Raw genomic sequence first — 15,869 nt, 5'->3', positions numbered from 1 at the left:
GCGGCGAGTTTAGCCCAGCGGATTTGCCGCTCCGTTACGGCTTGTTGGTAGAAATGAAGACGGCCGCGGAGTTCCCGAGGGAACGCCGCGGCCCGCGCCGGATGCGGCCGCCGCCGCTTCTTCAGTTCGTCTTCAGCTCAGGGCTTCGCGAGCGACAGCAGGAACACCTGCTGCGTCGGATCGCGCTGCAGCCGCTGCGCGTTGCGCGTGCTGGCGAACGCCACCTGGCCGCCCGCGGTCACGGGCCAGGTGTTGTTGCCGCGGGCCATCAGCAGGGTGCCGGGCTCCCAGCCGCTGTCGGGGCGAAACACCGCGGTCATCACGCGCCAGCGCCAGTCGGCCGAGCGCGAGTCGTACCAGACCGCGCGCACCGCGCCGTCGGCATCGACGCCCAGGCGCGGCCGCTCGCTCATGGTCTTGTCGTCGGCGCCGACCACCACCGGCGCCGCGAAGGACTTGCCGCCGTCGCCCGAGACCGCGGCGCGCACCGAGAGGTTGCGCCCGCTCGCGGCGAGCTCCTTGCTCTCCCAGACCGCGACCAGCTCGCCCTTGGCGCCGAACGCGATCTGCGGATGGCGGTCGGCGCGGTCCGAGGTGCCGATCTCGGCCGGCTTCGCGGCCCAGGCGCCACCGGCTTCGCGCACCAGCACCTGCACCTGCCAGTCGTCGGGCGTGGTGCCCTCGCCGTAGCTCGCGGCGCCGGTCCACAGCGGATCCTTGTCGCTGCGGTCGTCCTGCCAGGCCACGGCGACGCGGCCGTCGGCCGCCACCGCCACCGAGGGCAGCACCGAGGCCGGATAGCGCGGCGTGCGCGTGTCGCTGGCGATGCCCGGATCGGTCACCTTGCCGGCGGCCGACAGGTTGCGCGGCTGGACGTCGGTGCCGATCTCCTGGGCCATGATGTCGAAGGCCTGATGGGCCGCGATCTCCTGCCATGCGAGCACGGGCTTGCCGCCGGCCGACAGCGCGATCGCCGGATGCTCGGCGCGTCCCTCGACCGCGCGCACGGTCACGGTGCCGTCCCAGTTGGCGCCGCCGTCGGCCGAATGCCGCAGCTTGATCTCGGGCCGGTGCGGCACCTGCACCGCGTCTTCCTCCCAGGCCACCCAGACCTCGTTGCCGCGCGCGGCCACGCGCGGAAAGCGCGCCTGGCCCTGGCCGCTGAGCGTGCGGCCCGCGTCGCGCCACACGCCCTTGGCGTCGCGCTGGCGATAGACCACGGTGCTGCTCGAGGCGCCATGCAGCTCGGCCACGAAGTGCAGCGCGCCGTCGGCAACCGCGATGTCGGGGAAGCCCGCGAAGCCGCCGCGCGCACCCGCCACGCGCAGCGCGCCGTCCTCGGTGCCGGCATCGGCGGGAATCGGCGTCGCGGGCTTGGCCTCGACCGGCGCGGGCGAGACGAAGATCGGCGACACGGTGGCCTTGACCTCGTCGACCGACACCGGCGCCCAGGGCTGCGGCGTGCTCATGCCGCGCACCTCGGCGCGGTACCAGTCGGGCTTGTCGCCGGCTGCGATGTCGACGATGAAGCTCTCGGCATCGGTCTTCGGCTTGAAGCTCTTGAGCGGGCCGGCGCTCTTGCCGGGCGCGCGGTAGACGAACACGTCCAGGCCCGCGGCGCGGCGCACGTCGATGCGCAGGTGGCCGGCGGTGCCGGCCGGCACGAACACCTCGTCGCCGCCGATCGCGGTGTAGCCGCCGCCGCGCAGGTCGGTGGCGATCGAGACGAAGGGGCCGTTCGGGTCGTACGAGAGGCTGGTGTGGCCGCGCTGCAGCGCCTGCACGATGGCACGCTCGTTGTAGGCCCTGGACAGCAGTTGCGTGGCCGGCATGCCGGGGTTCGAGATCGGATAGACCGTGCCCTCGCCGTCCCACAGCTCGCGCATGTGGCTGTCGCTCGCGCCCGCGATGCCGAAGCGGAAGCCCGTGTTCCACAGCTTCTCGGCATAGGCGTCGGCCAGCACGGTCTCGGGGCTCGGCGTGCCGTTCCAGGTCTCGACCAGGTCCACGCCCTGCACGTTGGCATAGGCATTGAACGAACCGTCGGCATTGGTCTCGCCGTCGTTGGGATGCGCCACGGTCCAGTTCGCGCCCTGGCTGTGCGCGTCCCAGATCGACTGCTGCAGGTGCGTGAAGGGCTGGCGGTCGGCGCGCGCGGCGCCCTGCACGATCGAATCGACGCCGCCCTGCACCGTCGCGTGCGGGCTGCCGTTGGCTTCCTCGCCGCGCACCAGCAGCAGCGAGGGCGACTCCCAGTTCCAGTCGTAGTGCTGGTCGTAGGTGCGGTGGTCGGTCAGCGGCATGAACTCCAGGCCCATGCGCGTGCCCTGCCCGATCTGGTCGGCGATGCCGGTGTTGCCCGGGCCCTTGTCGTCGTTGAGCTGGCGCGCCGCGCTGCCGTCGGACGAGTGGTCGTCGTGCACGTGCGTGTCGCCCTTGAGCCAGGTGCCGGCGGGGATCGACGGCGCGGCCTGCGTGAACTTCGCGGCGATGCGCTGCGCGGCCTTCACGGTCACGACGCAGCGCGTGTCGCCGCTCTCGCACGAGGTGCCCTGCCAGCCCGCGAACACGAAGCCGTGCGCGGGCGTGGCGTTGAGCGTGACGGTGCTGCCTTCGGCGTAGTCGGCGCTGGCGCCGGTGCAGCTGCCGGGGCCGCAGGCCAGCCTGGCGTCGAGCGATTCGACGTCGCCGCTGCCCTCGACCGCGAGCGACAGCGCGAAGCTCGCGGGCTGCGTGCCGCCGTCCTGGCCGTTGTCGCCTTGCGCGGGGCCGCCGCCCGAGGGTGGCGCGAAGCCGAAGAAGCCGCCGCCGCCACCGCTGCCGCCGCCGCAGGCACTCAATGCCAGCACGCAGACGGCGCTCAGGGTGGCCAGCGCGGCGCGTGGCGTGCGGCGCGTGGAAGGGGTCGATGACAGCCTGCCGCGGACCGCGGGCAGGGAGGGAAAGTTCGGGAGTTTCATGGGGGGCGGCGCGCCGGAGAGTTGAGGAGCGAGCGCGCTCGGCCGCGATGCTAGGAAGCCGCCATGTCAATCACATGAACTTTGTTCAACATATTTATGAAATCGTTCTGAGAAAAACTCAGACCCCGGCGCAGCGAAACGCATACCCCCGCGCGCCGGGGAGCGTCGTGCGTGAAGGGTTCAGCTCGACGGCGACAGCACGTCGCTGTCCGGATCGCCGAGCAGCTGCGCGTCCACGCCATCGCACAGGCAATGCAGCGCGAGCAGGTGGATCTCGTGGATGCGCGCGCCGCGCTCGTGCGGCACGCTGATCTGCACGTCGGTCTCGCGCAGCGCGCGGCCGATCACGCCGCCGGTGCCCGGCGCGGCCGAGGCGCCCGCGTTGGCATTGCCGAGCAGCGCCACCACGGTCATGTCGCGCTCGTGCGCGGCATGCACCGCCGCGAGCACCGGGGCCGACTGGCCGCTGACGCTGAGCGCGAGCAGCACGTCGCCGGCCTGGCCGAGCGCGCGCACCTGGCGCGCGAAGCGGTCGCCGTCGACGGCATTCGCGCCGTCGGCCGCGGGGTCGGTGCTGTCGCCCGGCAGCGCGATGGCCGCGAGCTCGGGCCGCTCGCGCTCGAAGCGGCCGACGAACTGCGAGGCGAACTGCGTGGCCAGCAGGCCCGACACGCCCGACCCGCAGGCCAGCACCTTGCCGCCGCTGGTCACGCACGCCAGGATCGCCTGCATCGCCTGTGAAATGGGTTTGCTCAGAATCGGGCCGGCCTGGTACTTGAGGTCGGCGCTGTCGATGAAGTGCTGCTGAATCCGTTGCTCGAGCATGGGGCGGGATGATAACTGCGGGGATGCAGCGAAAGACCCCGCGCTGTGATCCGCCCTACACCTTCGCGCATCGCGGGCCGCTCACAAGGTGTGAAGAAACCGTAGCGAGCGCCCCGAGGTCGTGCCGAGGACCGCAGCCGTACTCACGTACGGTGAGGACCGCAGGTGCGAGATCGGGGCGCGCAGCAGGTTTATTCACACCTTGTCAGCCCGCGTCGAAAGCCGCGCGCAACCAGGTGATGCGTTCCTCGACCAGCACCACGTCGAAGCGGCACGGCGGCGGCTCGCGCAAACGGGCGAGATAGTGGCGCGCCGCGAACACGATGCGCCGCTGCTTGGCCGCCGTAATGCTGCCGGCCGCGCCGCCATGGCCGGTGGAACTGCGCTGGCGCACCTCGACGAACACCAGCGTGCGGTCGCGCGGATCGCGCATGATCAGGTCGATCTCGCCGCCGCCGCGGCCCGGCGTCCGATAATTGCGCGCGACCAGCTGCAGTCCCGCGCGCTCCAGGTGCGCCAGTGCGGCGTCCTCGGCCGCGTCGCCGCGGCCCTTGGTCGTGACGGCCGACGCCGTCGTCGTGGTCTTCATGACCGCTCCCTGTTCCCGTTTGTTCTTGTGTCGACGTCCCTCGGAGAAAAGCGCTTGGCCTCACTCGCACCCGCCTCTTTCGGTGCCGCCCTCGGGGCCGCGCGCGACGCCGCCGGTGCGCAGCATTATCCGCAGGGCACCCTCTACGTGGTCGCCACGCCGATCGGCAACCTGGCCGACATCACCTTGCGCGCGCTGCACGTGCTGCAGCTGGTCGACGCCGTCGCCTGCGAGGACACGCGCCATACGCAGAGCCTGCTGCGCGCCTACGGCATCGACCGCCCCGGCGCGCAGTTGCTCGCGCTGCACCAGCACAACGAGGCCGAGGCCGCGCAGGCCGTGGTCGCGCGGCTCGTGCAGGGCGAGCGCATCGCCTACGTCAGCGACGCCGGCACGCCCGGCGTGAGCGACCCCGGCGCGCGGCTGGTGGCCGCGGTGCATGCCGCCGGCCTGCGCGCGCTGCCGCTGCCGGGCGCGAGCAGCGTCACCACGCTGGTCGGCGCGGCCGGGCTGGTGTCCGATGGCAGCGGCGACAGCGCGAGCAGCGCCTTCGTGTTCGCGGGCTTCCTGCCGAGCAAGGCCGGCGAGCGCGACAGCGCCGTGCAGGCGCTCGCGCACGAGCCGCGCGCCGTGGTGCTGCTCGAGGCCCCGCACCGCATCGAGCCGCTGGCGCGCGCGCTGGCCGTGCTCGGCGAGCGCCGCGTCACCGTGGGCCGCGAGCTCACCAAGCAGTTCGAGGAGATCGCGACCCTGGCGGCCAGCGCCCTGCCCGGCTGGTTCGCGGCCGAGCGCGACCGCACGCGCGGCGAGTTCGCGCTGGTGCTGCACCCGGTGGCGGTGGCGGCCGACGACGGCGCCGAGGGCGAGCGCGTGCTGCGCCTGCTGCTGGCCGAGTTGCCGGTGAAGACCGCCGTGAAGCTCGCGGCCGAGATCACGGGCGCGCCGCGCAACACGCTCTACGACATGGCGCTGCGCATCCGCAACGCGGGCAATGAAGACGCGGACTAAGCGCGCTTCTTGAACAGCGCCGACGCCCCGCTCGCCGTCGCCACCTCGGCCGCCGCCTGCATCAGCGTCGGCCCGAGCGTCTCCATGCGCTGCGCCGTCAGCCGCACCGCGGGGCCGGCGATGGTGATGACGCCGATCGCCGGGCCGGAAGGGCCGAAGACCGGTGCCGCCATCGCGGTCATGCCGGGCGCGAACACCTCGTTGATCAGGCTGAAGCCACGCTGGCGCGCCGCCTTCACGTAGACCATCACGGCCTTGAGCGTGGTCGGCGCCTTGGGGCCGAAGTCCTCGGGCTTGCCCAGGCCCTTCTTGGCGACCAGCGCCATCGCGTCGTCCTCGGGCAGGGTCGAGAGCCAGGCATGGCCGGCCGCGCTGCACGACAGCGCCACCGACAGGCCCATGTCCGGGTCGTAGCGCAGGCCGTGGGTCGCGCCCTGCGCCTTGGCCACGAAGGTGAGCTCGTCGCCATCGACCACCGCGAGGCGCACCAGTTCGCCCGAGGCCTTGGCGAGCTGGTCGAGCAGCGGCTGCGCGACGTCGACCACACCCGAGTTGCTGAGGAACGAGAGGCCGATCGACACCAGCTTGATGGTCAGCACGTAGTGACCATCGCGCTGCTCCTGCCGCACGTAGCCGTAGCGGATCAGCTCCGTCAGCAGGCGGTGCGAGGCGCTCAGCGGGATCTGCAGATCGCCCGCCAGCAGGGACAGGGGCACGCCCTCGGGATGGGACGCCAGATATTCCAGCACCCTGAAGCTGCGTCCCAGCATTTCGCTCATGTCAGTACTCCCGGTTCATGTCGCGGACCGATGGCGACATGCGCACTCTAGCAGATGAAGGGAAGGGATTTCCATAGTGGAAAGACTTTCCGATTCACCACAGAATTCCTCCCATCGCATCGGCCATGCCGCCTTCCGTCCTTCCCTGGAGCCCACCCGTGAAACTTCTTCGCACCTTCGCCCTCGCCAGCCTCTGCATCGGCCTCGCCGCGCCCGCCCTGGCGCAGCAGGAACGCACCATCCGCTTCGGCCACCTCAACAACACCGACCACCCGGTGAGCCTGGGCGTGAAGCGCTTCGCCGAGCTGCTGGCGGCCAAGAGCGGCGGCAAGATGAAGGTGCAGGAGTACCCGGCCAACCAGCTCGGCAACGAGATGCAGCAGCAGTCGGCGCTGCAGGGTGGCGTGCAGCAGATGTCGGCGCCCGCGACCACCTCGCTCGCGGGCATCGTCAAGGAGTTCGGCCTGGTCGACTTCCCGTTCGCGGTCGCCAGCTTCGAGCAGGCCGACCAGCTGCTCGACGGCCCGCTGGGCCAGGCGCTGATCGCCAAGCTGCCCGAGAAGGGCCTGGTGGCGCTCGGCTACTGGGACCTGGGCTTTCGCAACGTGACCAACAGCAAGCACCCGATCACCAAAGCCGAGGACCTGCAGGGCCTGAAGATCCGCGTGATCCCGAACCCGGTGTTCCTCGACACCTTCAAGGCCTTCAAGGCCAACCCGGTGCCGATGCCCTTCGCCGAGCTCTACGGCGCGCTCGAGTCGAAGGCGGTCGACGGCCAGGAGAACCCGTTCGCCGTGATCCTGTCGAACAAGTTCTACGAGGTGCAGAAGTTCGTGAGCGCGACCAACCACGTGTACGCGGCCAATATCGTGCTCGTCAGCAAGAAGTTCTGGGACCAGCTCTCGCCGACCGAGCAGAAGTGGATGCGCGAGGCCGCCGACGAGGCGCGCGGCTACCAGCGCCAGGCCAGCCGCACCGCGGCGCAGAAGGCCGTGGGCGAGCTGCAGGCCAAGGGCGCGCAGTTCAACGAGGTGGCGCCGAAGGAGCAGGTGCGCATGCGCGAGATCGCGCAGCCGGTGATCGACAAGTTCGCCGCCCAGTACGACCCGGCCACGGTCAAGCTCTACAACGACGAGCTCGCGCGCATCCGCGGCGCCAAGCAGTGAGCGCACGGCAACCGCGAGCATCCACCATGAAGTTCCTCGTCCTGCACGGCCCCAACCTCAACCTCTTCGGCCGCCGCGAGCCGCACATCTACGGCCGCACCACCCTGGCCGAGATCGACGCGCGCATCGACAAGCTCGCGCGCGAGCTCGACATCACGGTGGCGACGATCCAGTCGAACCACGAAGGCGCGCTGGTCGACTTCCTGCACCAGCACATCGACGAGGCGCAGGGCGCGCTGGTCAACCCCGCGGGCCTCACGCAGCACGGCGTGCCGCTGCACGACGCGATCAAGGCCATGCCGTTCCCGACCATCGAGGTCCACATGTCGAACATCGCGGCGCGCGAGGCCTGGCGCGCGCACTCGATCATCTCGCCGGCCGTGCGCGGCACGGTGCAGGGGCTCGGGCCGCAGTCGTATCTCGCGGCGCTGCGCGCGCTGGTCGAGATCGTGCGCGACGCCAAGCAGTGAGCCCGCGCGTGCGCCGTTGCACGGCGCACGCCCACCGACTGGATTGAAGAGGACGACATGAATCGATGGATCGATCGCGCCTGCCGCGTGGTGGAGGCGCTGATCGCGACCTTCCTGGCCGTGATGGTGGTGCTGGTGTTCGGCAACGTGGTGCTGCGCTACGGCCTCAACTCGGGCATCACCGTGTCCGAGGAGGTCTCGCGCTGGCTGTTCATCTGGATCACCTTCCTGGGTGCGCTGGTGGCGCTGCGCGAGCATGCCCACCTCGGCGTGGACATGGTGGTCGGCCGGCTGCCGCCGCTGGGCCGCAAGCTGTGCCTGGGCGCGAGCCACCTGCTGATGCTCTACATCCTGTGGCTGCTGTTCCAGGGCAGCTTGGCGCAGACGCGGATCAACTGGGACGTGGAGGCGCCGGTCACGGGCGCCTCGATGGCCGTGGTCTACGCCTCGGGCCTGGTGTTCTCGGTGCTGGCCGCGGCGCTGCTGCTGATCGAGCTGCTGCGCCTGCTCACGGGCCAGCTCGCCGACGACCAGCTGGTGGCGATCCAGGAATCAGAAGAAGCCGCCGCGCTCGCGCAGGTGCTCGAGGCCGAACGGGAGCGCCGCGCATGACGATCGCCGTCTTCCTCGGATCGCTGCTGCTGGCCATGGCGCTCGGCATGCCGATCGCCTTCGCGCTGCTGGCCAGCGGCGTGGCGCTGATGTGGCAGCTCGACCTGTTCGATGCCCAGATCCTGGCGCAGAACCTGATCGGCGGCGCCGACAGCTTCCCGCTGCTGGCCGTGCCCTTCTTCATGCTCGCGGGCGAGATCATGAACGCGGGCGGCCTGTCGCGCCGCATCGTCGCGCTGGCGCTCGCGCTGGTGGGCCACGTGCGCGGCGGCCTGGGCTACGTGACGATCATGGCGGGCTGCCTGCTGTCGGCGCTGTCGGGCTCGGCCGTGGCCGACGCGGCGGCGCTGACCGCGCTGCTGCTGCCGATGATGGTCTCGGCCGGCCACGACCGCGCCCGCGCGGGCGGGCTGATCGCGGCCACCGGCGTCATCGGCCCGGTGATCCCGCCGAGCATCGGGCTGGTGATCTTCGGCGTGGCGGCCAACGTCTCGATCTCCAAGCTCTTCCTCGCGGCGATCGTGCCCGGCCTGCTGATCGGCGGCGCGCTGTGGGTGACCTGGGCCTGGCTGGTGCGGCACGAGAAGATCGAGCCGCCGCCGCGCCAGTCCGGCCGCCAGATCGTCGCGGCCGCGCGCGAGGCCGGGTGGGCGCTGCTGCTGCCGGTGATCATCCTGGTGGGCCTGCGCATGGGCGTGTTCACGCCCACCGAGGCGGCCGTGGTGGCCGCCGTCTACGCGCTCTTCGTGGCCACCGTGGTCTACCGCGAGCTGCGCTTTCCCGACCTCTACAAGATCTTCGTGAGCGCCGCCAAGACCAGCGCGGTCGTGATGTTCCTGATCGCCGCCGCGATGGTCAGCGCCTGGCTGATCACGGTGGCCGACCTGCCCGCCAAGGTGGTGGCGCTGCTCGAGCCCTTCATGGGCAACAAGATCGTGCTGATGATCGCGATCATGCTGCTGGTGATGGCGGTGGGCACGGCGATGGACATGACGCCGACCATCCTGATCCTCACGCCGGTGCTGATGCCGGTGGTGGCGGCGGCCGGCATCGACCCGGTCTACTTCGGCGTGATGTTCATCATCAACAACTCGATCGGGCTGATCACGCCGCCGGTGGGCGTGGTGCTCAACGTGGTGGCGGGCGTGGGCCGCATGCGCATGGACGAGGTCACGCGCGGCGTGCTGCCCTTCATGGTGGCGGAGTTCGCGATCATGTTCCTCATGGTGCTGTTCCCGCAGCTGGTGACGGTGCCCGCGAAATGGTTCGGCGGCTGATGCGCGCGCCCGCCCTTCTTCCTGCGCGCTGCCGGCTGCGCGCGTTGTGCGCCGCGCTCGCGCTGCTCGCTCCGCTGGCGGCGTCGGCACAGGATCCGGCGCGCGACGTGCTGCCCGAGCAGCTGCAGCCGCGCGCCTTCGTCGGGCCGACCGGCCTGGTGCGGCTGGGCCAGCGCGTGCTGTTCTCGGCCTTCCACGTGACCACCGGGCAGGAGCTCTGGAGCAGCGACGGTACGACCGCCGGCACCGTGCTGCTGAAGGACATCCGCCCCGGCTTTCGCGGCGCCTTCCCGAGCTGGCAGACGCGCTTCGGCGCGCATGTCTACTTCACCGCCACCGACGGCGAACACGGCCTCGAGCTGTGGCGCAGCGACGGCACCGCGCGCGGCACGCAGCGCGTGACCGACCTGAATCCCGGCGAGGCCGACGCCATGCCGGCCGAACTGACGGCCTGGCGCGATGCGCTGTACTTCGTCGCCAACGACGGCCGCCACGGCTTCCAGCTCTGGAAGACCGGCGGCGATGCGCGCAGCACGCAACGCGTGTCCTCGGTCGACGCGGGGCCGGGCGCGGTGGTGCGCCAGCTCACGGTGGCCGGCTCGCGGCTGTTCTTCACCGCCACCAGCCGCGCGCACGGCCACGAGCTCTGGGTCAGCGAGGGCACGCCCCAGAGCACGCGGCTGGTGAAGGACATCCGCCCCGGCGCGGAGGACGGCAACCTCGAGAACCTCGTGGCGATCGGCGACCGGCTCTGGTTCACCGCGAGCGACGGCCAACATGGCATCGAGCTCTGGACCAGCGACGGCAGCGAGGCCGGCACGCGCATGGTCAAGGACATCCGGCCCGGCGAGGGCGCGTCGCGGCCCGCGCATCTCACGGCCGTGGGCGGCACGCTCTACTTCGCGGCCGAGGACGGCACGCATGGCATCGAGCTCTGGCGCAGCGACGGCACCGAGGCCGGCACGCGGCTGGTGAAGGACCTGCGGCCCGGCGCCGCGAGCTCCGTGCCCGGCCCGCTCGCGGCCTTCGGCGGCCGGCTCTACTTCGCCGCCACCGATGGCGAGGCCGGCGCCGAACTCTGGACCAGCGATGGCAGCGCCGCCGGCACCCGGCTCGTGAAGGACCTGGGGCCGGGACCCGGCAGCGGCTCGCCCGCGCGTTTCGCGCAGGCCGGCGGCCGGCTGTGGTTCTCGGCCAACGACGACGTGCACGGCGTGGAGCCCTGGTCCACCGATGGCAGCGCGGCCGGCACGCGGCTCGCGGCCGATGTCGCGCCCGGACCGCGCCACGCGATGCCGCTGGGCTTCGTCGCGCTCGGCGACGCGGTGCTGTTCGTGGCCGACGACGGCCTCGGCAACGAGCGCCTGTGGTCGCGCAGCACGAAGGGCGGCGCGCGCCGCGCCACGCTGATCGGCGATCCGCTGCGCGAGCGGCTGCGCTGAACCGCGCCGGCTCGTCGGCTCCTTTCCTGCACCAACGAAAAAGGCCCCGGTTCGCACCGGGGCCTTCGTTCGTTGCGCCGCGCTCAGCGCGCGGCGATGTACATCGTGATCTCGAAACCGAACCGCAGATCCACGAACGCGGGCTTGCTCCAGGTCATCGCTTTGCTCCTTTCTAGGTGGGGGGAAATGAGGAAGAGGAACGCCCGCAGGCTCAGTACACGACGATCTTGCCGGTCGGTCGCGCGCTGTGGCAGTCGTTGTAGAAGTACTCGCCGGGCGTGTCGAAGCGGTGCTGCGCCGACTGGCCCGGTGCGAGCTTGAAGTCGAAGCGGCCCTCGAAGAACTGCGTGGCGCAGTGCTGGTTGGCATTGCCGGCGGGGTTGGTGAAGGTCACGGTGGTGTTCGCGGGCACGCGCATCCAGGTCGGCGTCATCGCGTTGACCGCGGTGCTCTCGCTGGCGCCGGGCGCGTTGGCCGCGGTCTGCACGCGCGCGAGGAACACGGTGTTGGGCGTGGGCAGCGCCGCGCCTTCCACCGCCTGGCCCGACACCGGCCGGCGCACCTCGGGCGGCTTCGGCGTAGCCGCCGGCGCCACCGTGCCGCCGACCTTGAAGGCCCAGAGGTAGTCGCCGCGCGGCGCCGAGTCGCCATAGGGAATGCTGGTGCCGCCCGCATAGACCGCGATGTACTGCTCGCCGTCGATCTCGTAGGCCACCGGGCTCGCGGCGATGGCCGCGCCGGTCTGGAAGCGCCACAGCTCGTTGCCGTCGCCCGCGTCGAGCGCGAGCAGGTTGCCGTCGGGCTGGCCGATGAACAGCAGGTCGGCGGCCGTGCTCAGGATGCCGTTGCCGTGCGCCAGCGAGTAGGGCATGGGCTTCTTCCACTTGACCAGGTTGGTGCTCGGGTCGACCGCCACCACCGCGCCGGTCATGTAGGTGCCCGGCGGGCGCAGGCCGTTGCTCGACTCGGTCAGCGAGTGCGCGGCCGAGACGTAGCCCATGCCGGTGTAGACCAGGCCGGTGCGCGGGCTGAAGGACTGGTGGTTCCAGTTGGCGCCGCCGCCATGGCCCGGGATCGACAGCAGCGGCACGTCCCAGTGCGCGTCGTAGAGGCAGCCCTTGAGGTAGTTGGGCACGGCGCGGTTCGGGTCGCCGGGGATCGCGGTGCCCAGCGGCTGGTCGACGATGCAGGTCTCGGTCCAGGCACCCTGGCGCGGGAAGGGCTGGGTCGGCCAGCTCGCCTGGCGGGCGTCCTGCTTGACCGGCATCTCGTCGATGCCCAGCGGCGCGCTGCCGTCCTTGCGGTCGAGGATGTAGTACATGCCGGTCTTGCTGCCGTAGATCACGACCTTGCGCTCCTGGCCCGCGATCCTCACGTTGGCCAGCACCGGCGACATCACGTTGTCCATGTCCCAGATGTCGTGGTGCACCGACTGGAAGTGCCACTTGTACTCGCCGGTCTTGAGGTCGAGCGCGACGATCGAGTTGGCGAACAGGTTCAGGCCCGGCCGCGTGGAGCCGTTCTGCGAGGAGCCGCCGCGCACGTTGCCGAAGGTCCAGTAGACGAGCCCCAGCTCGGGATCGACCGCGGGGTGGATCCACGGCGTGGCGCCGGTGCGGTCCGACTCGGGCGCGCCGCCCCAGGTGTCGTAGCCGCGCTCGCCCACGCGCGGCACGCCCCAGAAGGTGGAGAGCACCTTGCCCGTGGCCGCGTCGGCCGAGAAGGCGGCGCCGCGGTTGCCGTCGTTGGTGCCCACGTAGAGGCGCTTGTCGTGATAGACCAGCGCTACCTTCTGCACCGCGCCCTGGTAGTCGGCGTCGGTGCTGCTGCTCGGGTACTGCTTGATCCAGACCGGCTTGCCGGTGTTCGTGTCGAGCGCCACCAGCCGGTTGCCCGTGGCCACGGTGTAGACCAGGCCCAGGTCCTTCGCGACCGCCGCGCCGCGACGCGTGATCGCGCCATAGGGCGTGGTCCATTTCCACTTGGTGACGCCGGTCTTGCCGTCGACCGCGATCAGGTTGCCGAGCGCCGACTCGATGTAGATCACGCCGTCGACCACCACCGTGGTGCTCTGGCTGTTGCCGGTGCTGGTGCCGCCCTCGATGCGGTTGAGCCAGGCGCCGCCGAGCTGGCCGACGCGCGCCTTGTCGATCTTCGCGAGGCTCGAGTAGTTCTGGTTGCCGAGGTTGCCGCCCACCTTGGGGAAGTCGCGGTCGCCCGCGGTGCAGCAGTCGGCCAGTTCGGCAGCCGAGGGGCCGGCCGCGGGCGGTGCCGGCGGCGGGGCCGGCGGGTTGGGTGCCGGCGGGGGCGCCGAGAACCAGGGAAAGGCGCCGCCGCCCGAGTCGCCGCCGCCGCAGCCGGCCAGCAGCAGGGGCGCGCCGATCGCGCCGCAGGCGAGCAGCGTCGCTGCCAGTGATGTGAGTCGCATGGTGAAGATCTCCGCTCCGAAAGAAGGGTTGTCCGCGATGGGAAGAGGAAGGCGGCGCGCAGCACCGCGCGCACGGCGCCGGGGCGCCGTGCGGGCCGCGAGGCCGGTGGGGTCAGCTCAGGTGCAGAAGGGCGTCAGGCCCATGGCCGACTTCACGCCCTGCACCACCAGCTTCTGGAACTGGTCCGCGCCGGGCCCGGTCGAGCTGGCGCTGAACGAGTGGTCGTTGTGGCCCAGCGTGCTGAGCCAGGCGCGGCCGCCGTCGTAGTACTGGCACCAGGCCACGGGATGGAAGTCCGCATGGCCCGGATGCGGCGGCGAGGTCAGCGGCTTGAGCGTGGAGGTGTCGACCTTGGCGAGGAACTTCACGTTGGTCGGAAACGGCGCGAGGTTGTACCACTCGTCCTGGAAGGTGAAGCGCTTGGGCAGGTCCACGGTGGAGGGGTCGTCGGCAATGATCTCGACGTCGCCCGAGCGGTTGGGCCCGTGGTTGTAGAAGTTGGCGTTGCCCAGCAGGCCTTCGTAGTAGGGCCAGTTGTATTCGGCGCCGAAGGCGTTGTGCAGCCCGACGAAGCCGCCGCCGCGGCGCATGTAGTTGCGCAGCGCCGTGCGCGCGGCGTCGTTGCTGGTCGCGACCGAGCCGTTCCACAGCGTGTCGCGGTTCGAGCTCGCGAAGATCACGGCCTTGTAGTTGTTGATGCGGCTGCCGAGCACCGCCACGTCCTCGGTCCAGTCGGCCGTGATGCCCGCGTCCTTGAGCATGCGCACCAGGCCGGCCTGCATCACGTTGTCGGGGTTCATGACCGGGTTGAGGCCCGTGCCCATCGGCGTGCCGAGGTTGGCGTGGCGCGGCCCGGCGGTGCGCGAGTAGATCAGCACGCGGTCGGGCGTGGAGGCGAAGGCGCCCCAGTCGTTGTAGCACTTGGGGTCGGTGCCGCGGCAGACGTTGTAGTAGGTGTCGAAGCTGGTGTCGGGCGCCTCGGCCACGGGATCGGTGGGACGGTCGTCCACCGGTTCTTCGGGCGCCGCGGGCGGCGGTGGCGGCGCCACCGCGACCGGCACGAAGCCGGCACCGCCGCCGCTGCCGCCGCCACAGGCGGTCAGGACCAGGGCGAGCGCCGCGCTCGACACGAGGCCGAGGGTCAGGGAATGAGCTGGTTTCACGAAGTCTCCTACTTGTAGTCATGGTCGGGGCCGCGGACGCGCCCTGCCGGGATGGCTCGGCTGCTTCCGGTGGCCGGGGAAGCAGCCGACGAAGCACCAAGGAATGCCGGCCTCAGACGGGAAAGCGGAAAAGCGGCGCCCTGCCTCGACCGGGTGCAGCAGGCCGCCCTCCCTCGGCGAGCGAAGGAAGCTGCGGTTGCGACGGCGGAAGCAGGTGCGCGAAAAAGCGCGGGGACGCGGGCGAACGCTCAGGACGGCGCGTTCGGCACGCGCCGCAGATCGGACACGGACAACGGGCGAGGCAGTGGCACGGATCGTCTCCAGGGCTGAAAGCGCAGGGCCAGGGGGCCCGGCTGCGGACGATCATAAGCAGAATTGGAAAGTATTTCCACTATAGAAATCCCTTCCTTTTTTGGTATCGCGCTTTTCCCAGGTTGGACGGCGCAAAGAAAAAGGGCCGATCGCGCATGGCGATCGGCCCTTGGCCGGCTGGCGGAGGCGGCGAGAGGCAAGCCCTCGCCGCGCTGTCCGATCAGAACGGGATGTCGTCGTCCATGTCGTCGAAGCCCGACGAGGACTTGGCCGGTGCCTGGCGCGGTGCGGGTGCCGGTGCACGCGGCGCCGCAGCCGGAGCGCGCGCCGGTGCGGGGGCGTAACCGCCGCCACCACCGCCGCCGCCGCCATTGCCCTGCGAATAACCGCCGTCGTCGTAGCCGCCGCCCGCCGGGGCGCCCTGGCCCTGGCGGCTGCCGAGCATCTGCATCTGGTCGACGCGGATGTCGGTGGCGTACTTCTCGACGCCGTCCTTGTCGGTGTACTTGCGCGTGCGGATCTGGCCTTCGACGTAGATCTGCGAGCCCTTGCGCAGGTACTGCGCGGCGATTTCGGCCAGGCGGCCGTTGAACACGAGACGGTGCCACTCGGTGGCTTCGCGCATCTCGCCGCTTTGCTTGTCCTTCCACTTGTCGGTGGTCGCGAGGGTCGCGTTGCAGACCTGGTCGCCGCTCGGGAAGGTACGGGTTTCGGGATCGCGGCCGAGGTTGCCGACGAGGATGACTTTGTTGACCGATGCCATGTGCGCTGCCCCTGATGAATGAGTAAGAGGAGGTTTGAAGGAAAAAGAAGGACACGCATTGTGCCCGATGGGCC

The 15,869-nt window shown here is 70.9% G+C and carries 14 protein-coding genes; 6 read left to right on the top strand and 8 right to left on the bottom strand.

Annotation, left to right across the window (positions count from 1 at the left end; all coding sequences use genetic code 11):
- Positions 1-137 precede the first annotated feature (137 nt).
- From AC07RM_RS31490 to AC07RM_RS31480, 3 genes are all read right to left on the bottom strand, one after another.
- Positions 138-2,960 (bottom strand): CehA/McbA family metallohydrolase, encoded by a 2,823-nt coding sequence (locus tag AC07RM_RS31490; protein ID WP_495336997.1) that lies wholly within the window; start codon positions 2,958-2,960, stop codon positions 138-140.
- Positions 2,961-3,140: 180 nt separating this feature from the next.
- Entirely contained in the window at positions 3,141-3,785 is a 645-nt protein-coding gene (locus AC07RM_RS31485) for an SIS domain-containing protein (protein WP_057594006.1), read from the bottom strand.
- Between the two features lie 205 nt (positions 3,786-3,990).
- The gene (locus AC07RM_RS31480) at positions 3,991-4,374 is read right to left on the bottom strand and encodes a YraN family protein (RefSeq protein WP_093354381.1); all 384 of its coding nucleotides are present in this window, start codon (positions 4,372-4,374) and stop codon (positions 3,991-3,993) included.
- Between the two features lie 54 nt (positions 4,375-4,428).
- Between AC07RM_RS31480 and rsmI the strand changes: the two genes are divergently transcribed.
- Positions 4,429-5,382 (top strand): 16S rRNA (cytidine(1402)-2'-O)-methyltransferase, encoded by a 954-nt coding sequence (gene rsmI, locus AC07RM_RS31475; protein ID WP_495336996.1) that lies wholly within the window; start codon positions 4,429-4,431, stop codon positions 5,380-5,382.
- Here rsmI and AC07RM_RS31470 read toward each other — a convergent pair.
- On the bottom strand, positions 5,379-6,161 hold the full coding sequence (locus tag AC07RM_RS31470; RefSeq protein ID WP_093354375.1) for an IclR family transcriptional regulator: 783 nt from the start codon (positions 6,159-6,161) through the stop codon (positions 5,379-5,381). The two genes, rsmI and AC07RM_RS31470, sit on opposite strands and share 4 nt — an antisense overlap.
- A gap of 158 nt (positions 6,162-6,319) precedes the next feature.
- Here AC07RM_RS31470 and AC07RM_RS31465 point away from each other — a divergent pair, with 158 nt between their 5' ends.
- The 5 genes from AC07RM_RS31465 to AC07RM_RS31445 are packed head-to-tail and all read left to right on the top strand — an operon-like array spanning position 6,320 to position 11,128.
- The gene (locus AC07RM_RS31465) at positions 6,320-7,327 is read left to right on the top strand and encodes a TRAP transporter substrate-binding protein (RefSeq protein ID WP_398492338.1); all 1,008 of its coding nucleotides are present in this window, start codon (positions 6,320-6,322) and stop codon (positions 7,325-7,327) included.
- 26 nt (positions 7,328-7,353) lie between these two features.
- Positions 7,354-7,797 (top strand): type II 3-dehydroquinate dehydratase, encoded by a 444-nt coding sequence (locus AC07RM_RS31460; protein WP_495336995.1) that lies wholly within the window; start codon positions 7,354-7,356, stop codon positions 7,795-7,797.
- Positions 7,798-7,854: 57 nt separating this feature from the next.
- Positions 7,855-8,409: a TRAP transporter small permease gene (locus AC07RM_RS31455; RefSeq protein ID WP_296796209.1), complete on the top strand. Its 555-nt coding sequence runs from the start codon at positions 7,855-7,857 to the stop codon at positions 8,407-8,409.
- Positions 8,406-9,686: a TRAP transporter large permease gene (locus tag AC07RM_RS31450; protein ID WP_208510749.1), complete on the top strand. Its 1,281-nt coding sequence runs from the start codon at positions 8,406-8,408 to the stop codon at positions 9,684-9,686. The genes AC07RM_RS31455 and AC07RM_RS31450 overlap by 4 nt, the downstream gene beginning before the upstream one ends.
- A complete protein-coding gene (locus AC07RM_RS31445; protein ID WP_495336994.1) occupies positions 9,686-11,128 on the top strand; it encodes an ELWxxDGT repeat protein in 1,443 nt (480 codons plus the stop codon). The genes AC07RM_RS31450 and AC07RM_RS31445 overlap by 1 nt, the downstream gene beginning before the upstream one ends.
- Before the next feature lie 83 nt (positions 11,129-11,211).
- Here AC07RM_RS31445 and pqqA read toward each other — a convergent pair whose 3' ends face one another.
- The 4 genes from pqqA to ssb all read right to left on the bottom strand — a co-directional run bounded on the left by pqqA (position 11,212) and on the right by ssb (position 15,795).
- Positions 11,212-11,286 carry a pyrroloquinoline quinone precursor peptide PqqA gene (gene pqqA, locus AC07RM_RS31440; protein WP_093354476.1) on the bottom strand — a complete coding sequence of 25 codons (75 nt, stop codon included), beginning with the start codon at positions 11,284-11,286 and terminating at the stop codon, positions 11,212-11,214.
- A gap of 53 nt (positions 11,287-11,339) precedes the next feature.
- A complete protein-coding gene (locus AC07RM_RS31435) occupies positions 11,340-13,556 on the bottom strand; it encodes an outer membrane protein assembly factor BamB family protein (protein ID WP_495336993.1) in 2,217 nt (738 codons plus the stop codon).
- Between the two features lie 117 nt (positions 13,557-13,673).
- The gene (locus AC07RM_RS31430; RefSeq protein ID WP_495336992.1) at positions 13,674-14,720 is read right to left on the bottom strand and encodes a ThuA domain-containing protein; all 1,047 of its coding nucleotides are present in this window, start codon (positions 14,718-14,720) and stop codon (positions 13,674-13,676) included.
- 532 nt (positions 14,721-15,252) lie between these two features.
- Positions 15,253-15,795 carry a single-stranded DNA-binding protein gene (ssb, locus tag AC07RM_RS31425; protein WP_208511473.1) on the bottom strand — a complete coding sequence of 181 codons (543 nt, stop codon included), beginning with the start codon at positions 15,793-15,795 and terminating at the stop codon, positions 15,253-15,255.
- Positions 15,796-15,869 lie beyond the last annotated feature (74 nt).

It is taken from the genome of Variovorax sp. GW821-FHT09B05, from assembly GCF_059418265.1.
The sequence above is the reverse complement of the archived record's forward strand: the minus strand, read 5'-3'. Positions and strand labels throughout refer to the sequence as shown.

Bases quoted from the DNA above. Each gene is read 5' to 3' on its own strand.
- AC07RM_RS31490 (WP_495336997.1), bottom strand. From the start codon at position 2,960: ATGAAACTCCCGAACTTTCCCTCCCTGCCCGCGGTCCGCGGCAGGCTG.
- AC07RM_RS31485 (WP_057594006.1), bottom strand. From the start codon at position 3,785: ATGCTCGAGCAACGGATTCAGCAGCACTTCATCGACAGCGCCGACCTC.
- AC07RM_RS31480 (WP_093354381.1), bottom strand. From the start codon at position 4,374: ATGAAGACCACGACGACGGCGTCGGCCGTCACGACCAAGGGCCGCGGC.
- AC07RM_RS31470 (WP_093354375.1), bottom strand. From the start codon at position 6,161: ATGAGCGAAATGCTGGGACGCAGCTTCAGGGTGCTGGAATATCTGGCG.
- AC07RM_RS31460 (WP_495336995.1), top strand. From the start codon at position 7,354: ATGAAGTTCCTCGTCCTGCACGGCCCCAACCTCAACCTCTTCGGCCGC.
- AC07RM_RS31455 (WP_296796209.1), top strand. From the start codon at position 7,855: ATGAATCGATGGATCGATCGCGCCTGCCGCGTGGTGGAGGCGCTGATC.
- AC07RM_RS31450 (WP_208510749.1), top strand. From the start codon at position 8,406: ATGACGATCGCCGTCTTCCTCGGATCGCTGCTGCTGGCCATGGCGCTC.
- AC07RM_RS31445 (WP_495336994.1), top strand. From the start codon at position 9,686: ATGCGCGCGCCCGCCCTTCTTCCTGCGCGCTGCCGGCTGCGCGCGTTG.
- AC07RM_RS31435 (WP_495336993.1), bottom strand. From the start codon at position 13,556: ATGCGACTCACATCACTGGCAGCGACGCTGCTCGCCTGCGGCGCGATC.
- ssb (WP_208511473.1), bottom strand. From the start codon at position 15,795: ATGGCATCGGTCAACAAAGTCATCCTCGTCGGCAACCTCGGCCGCGAT.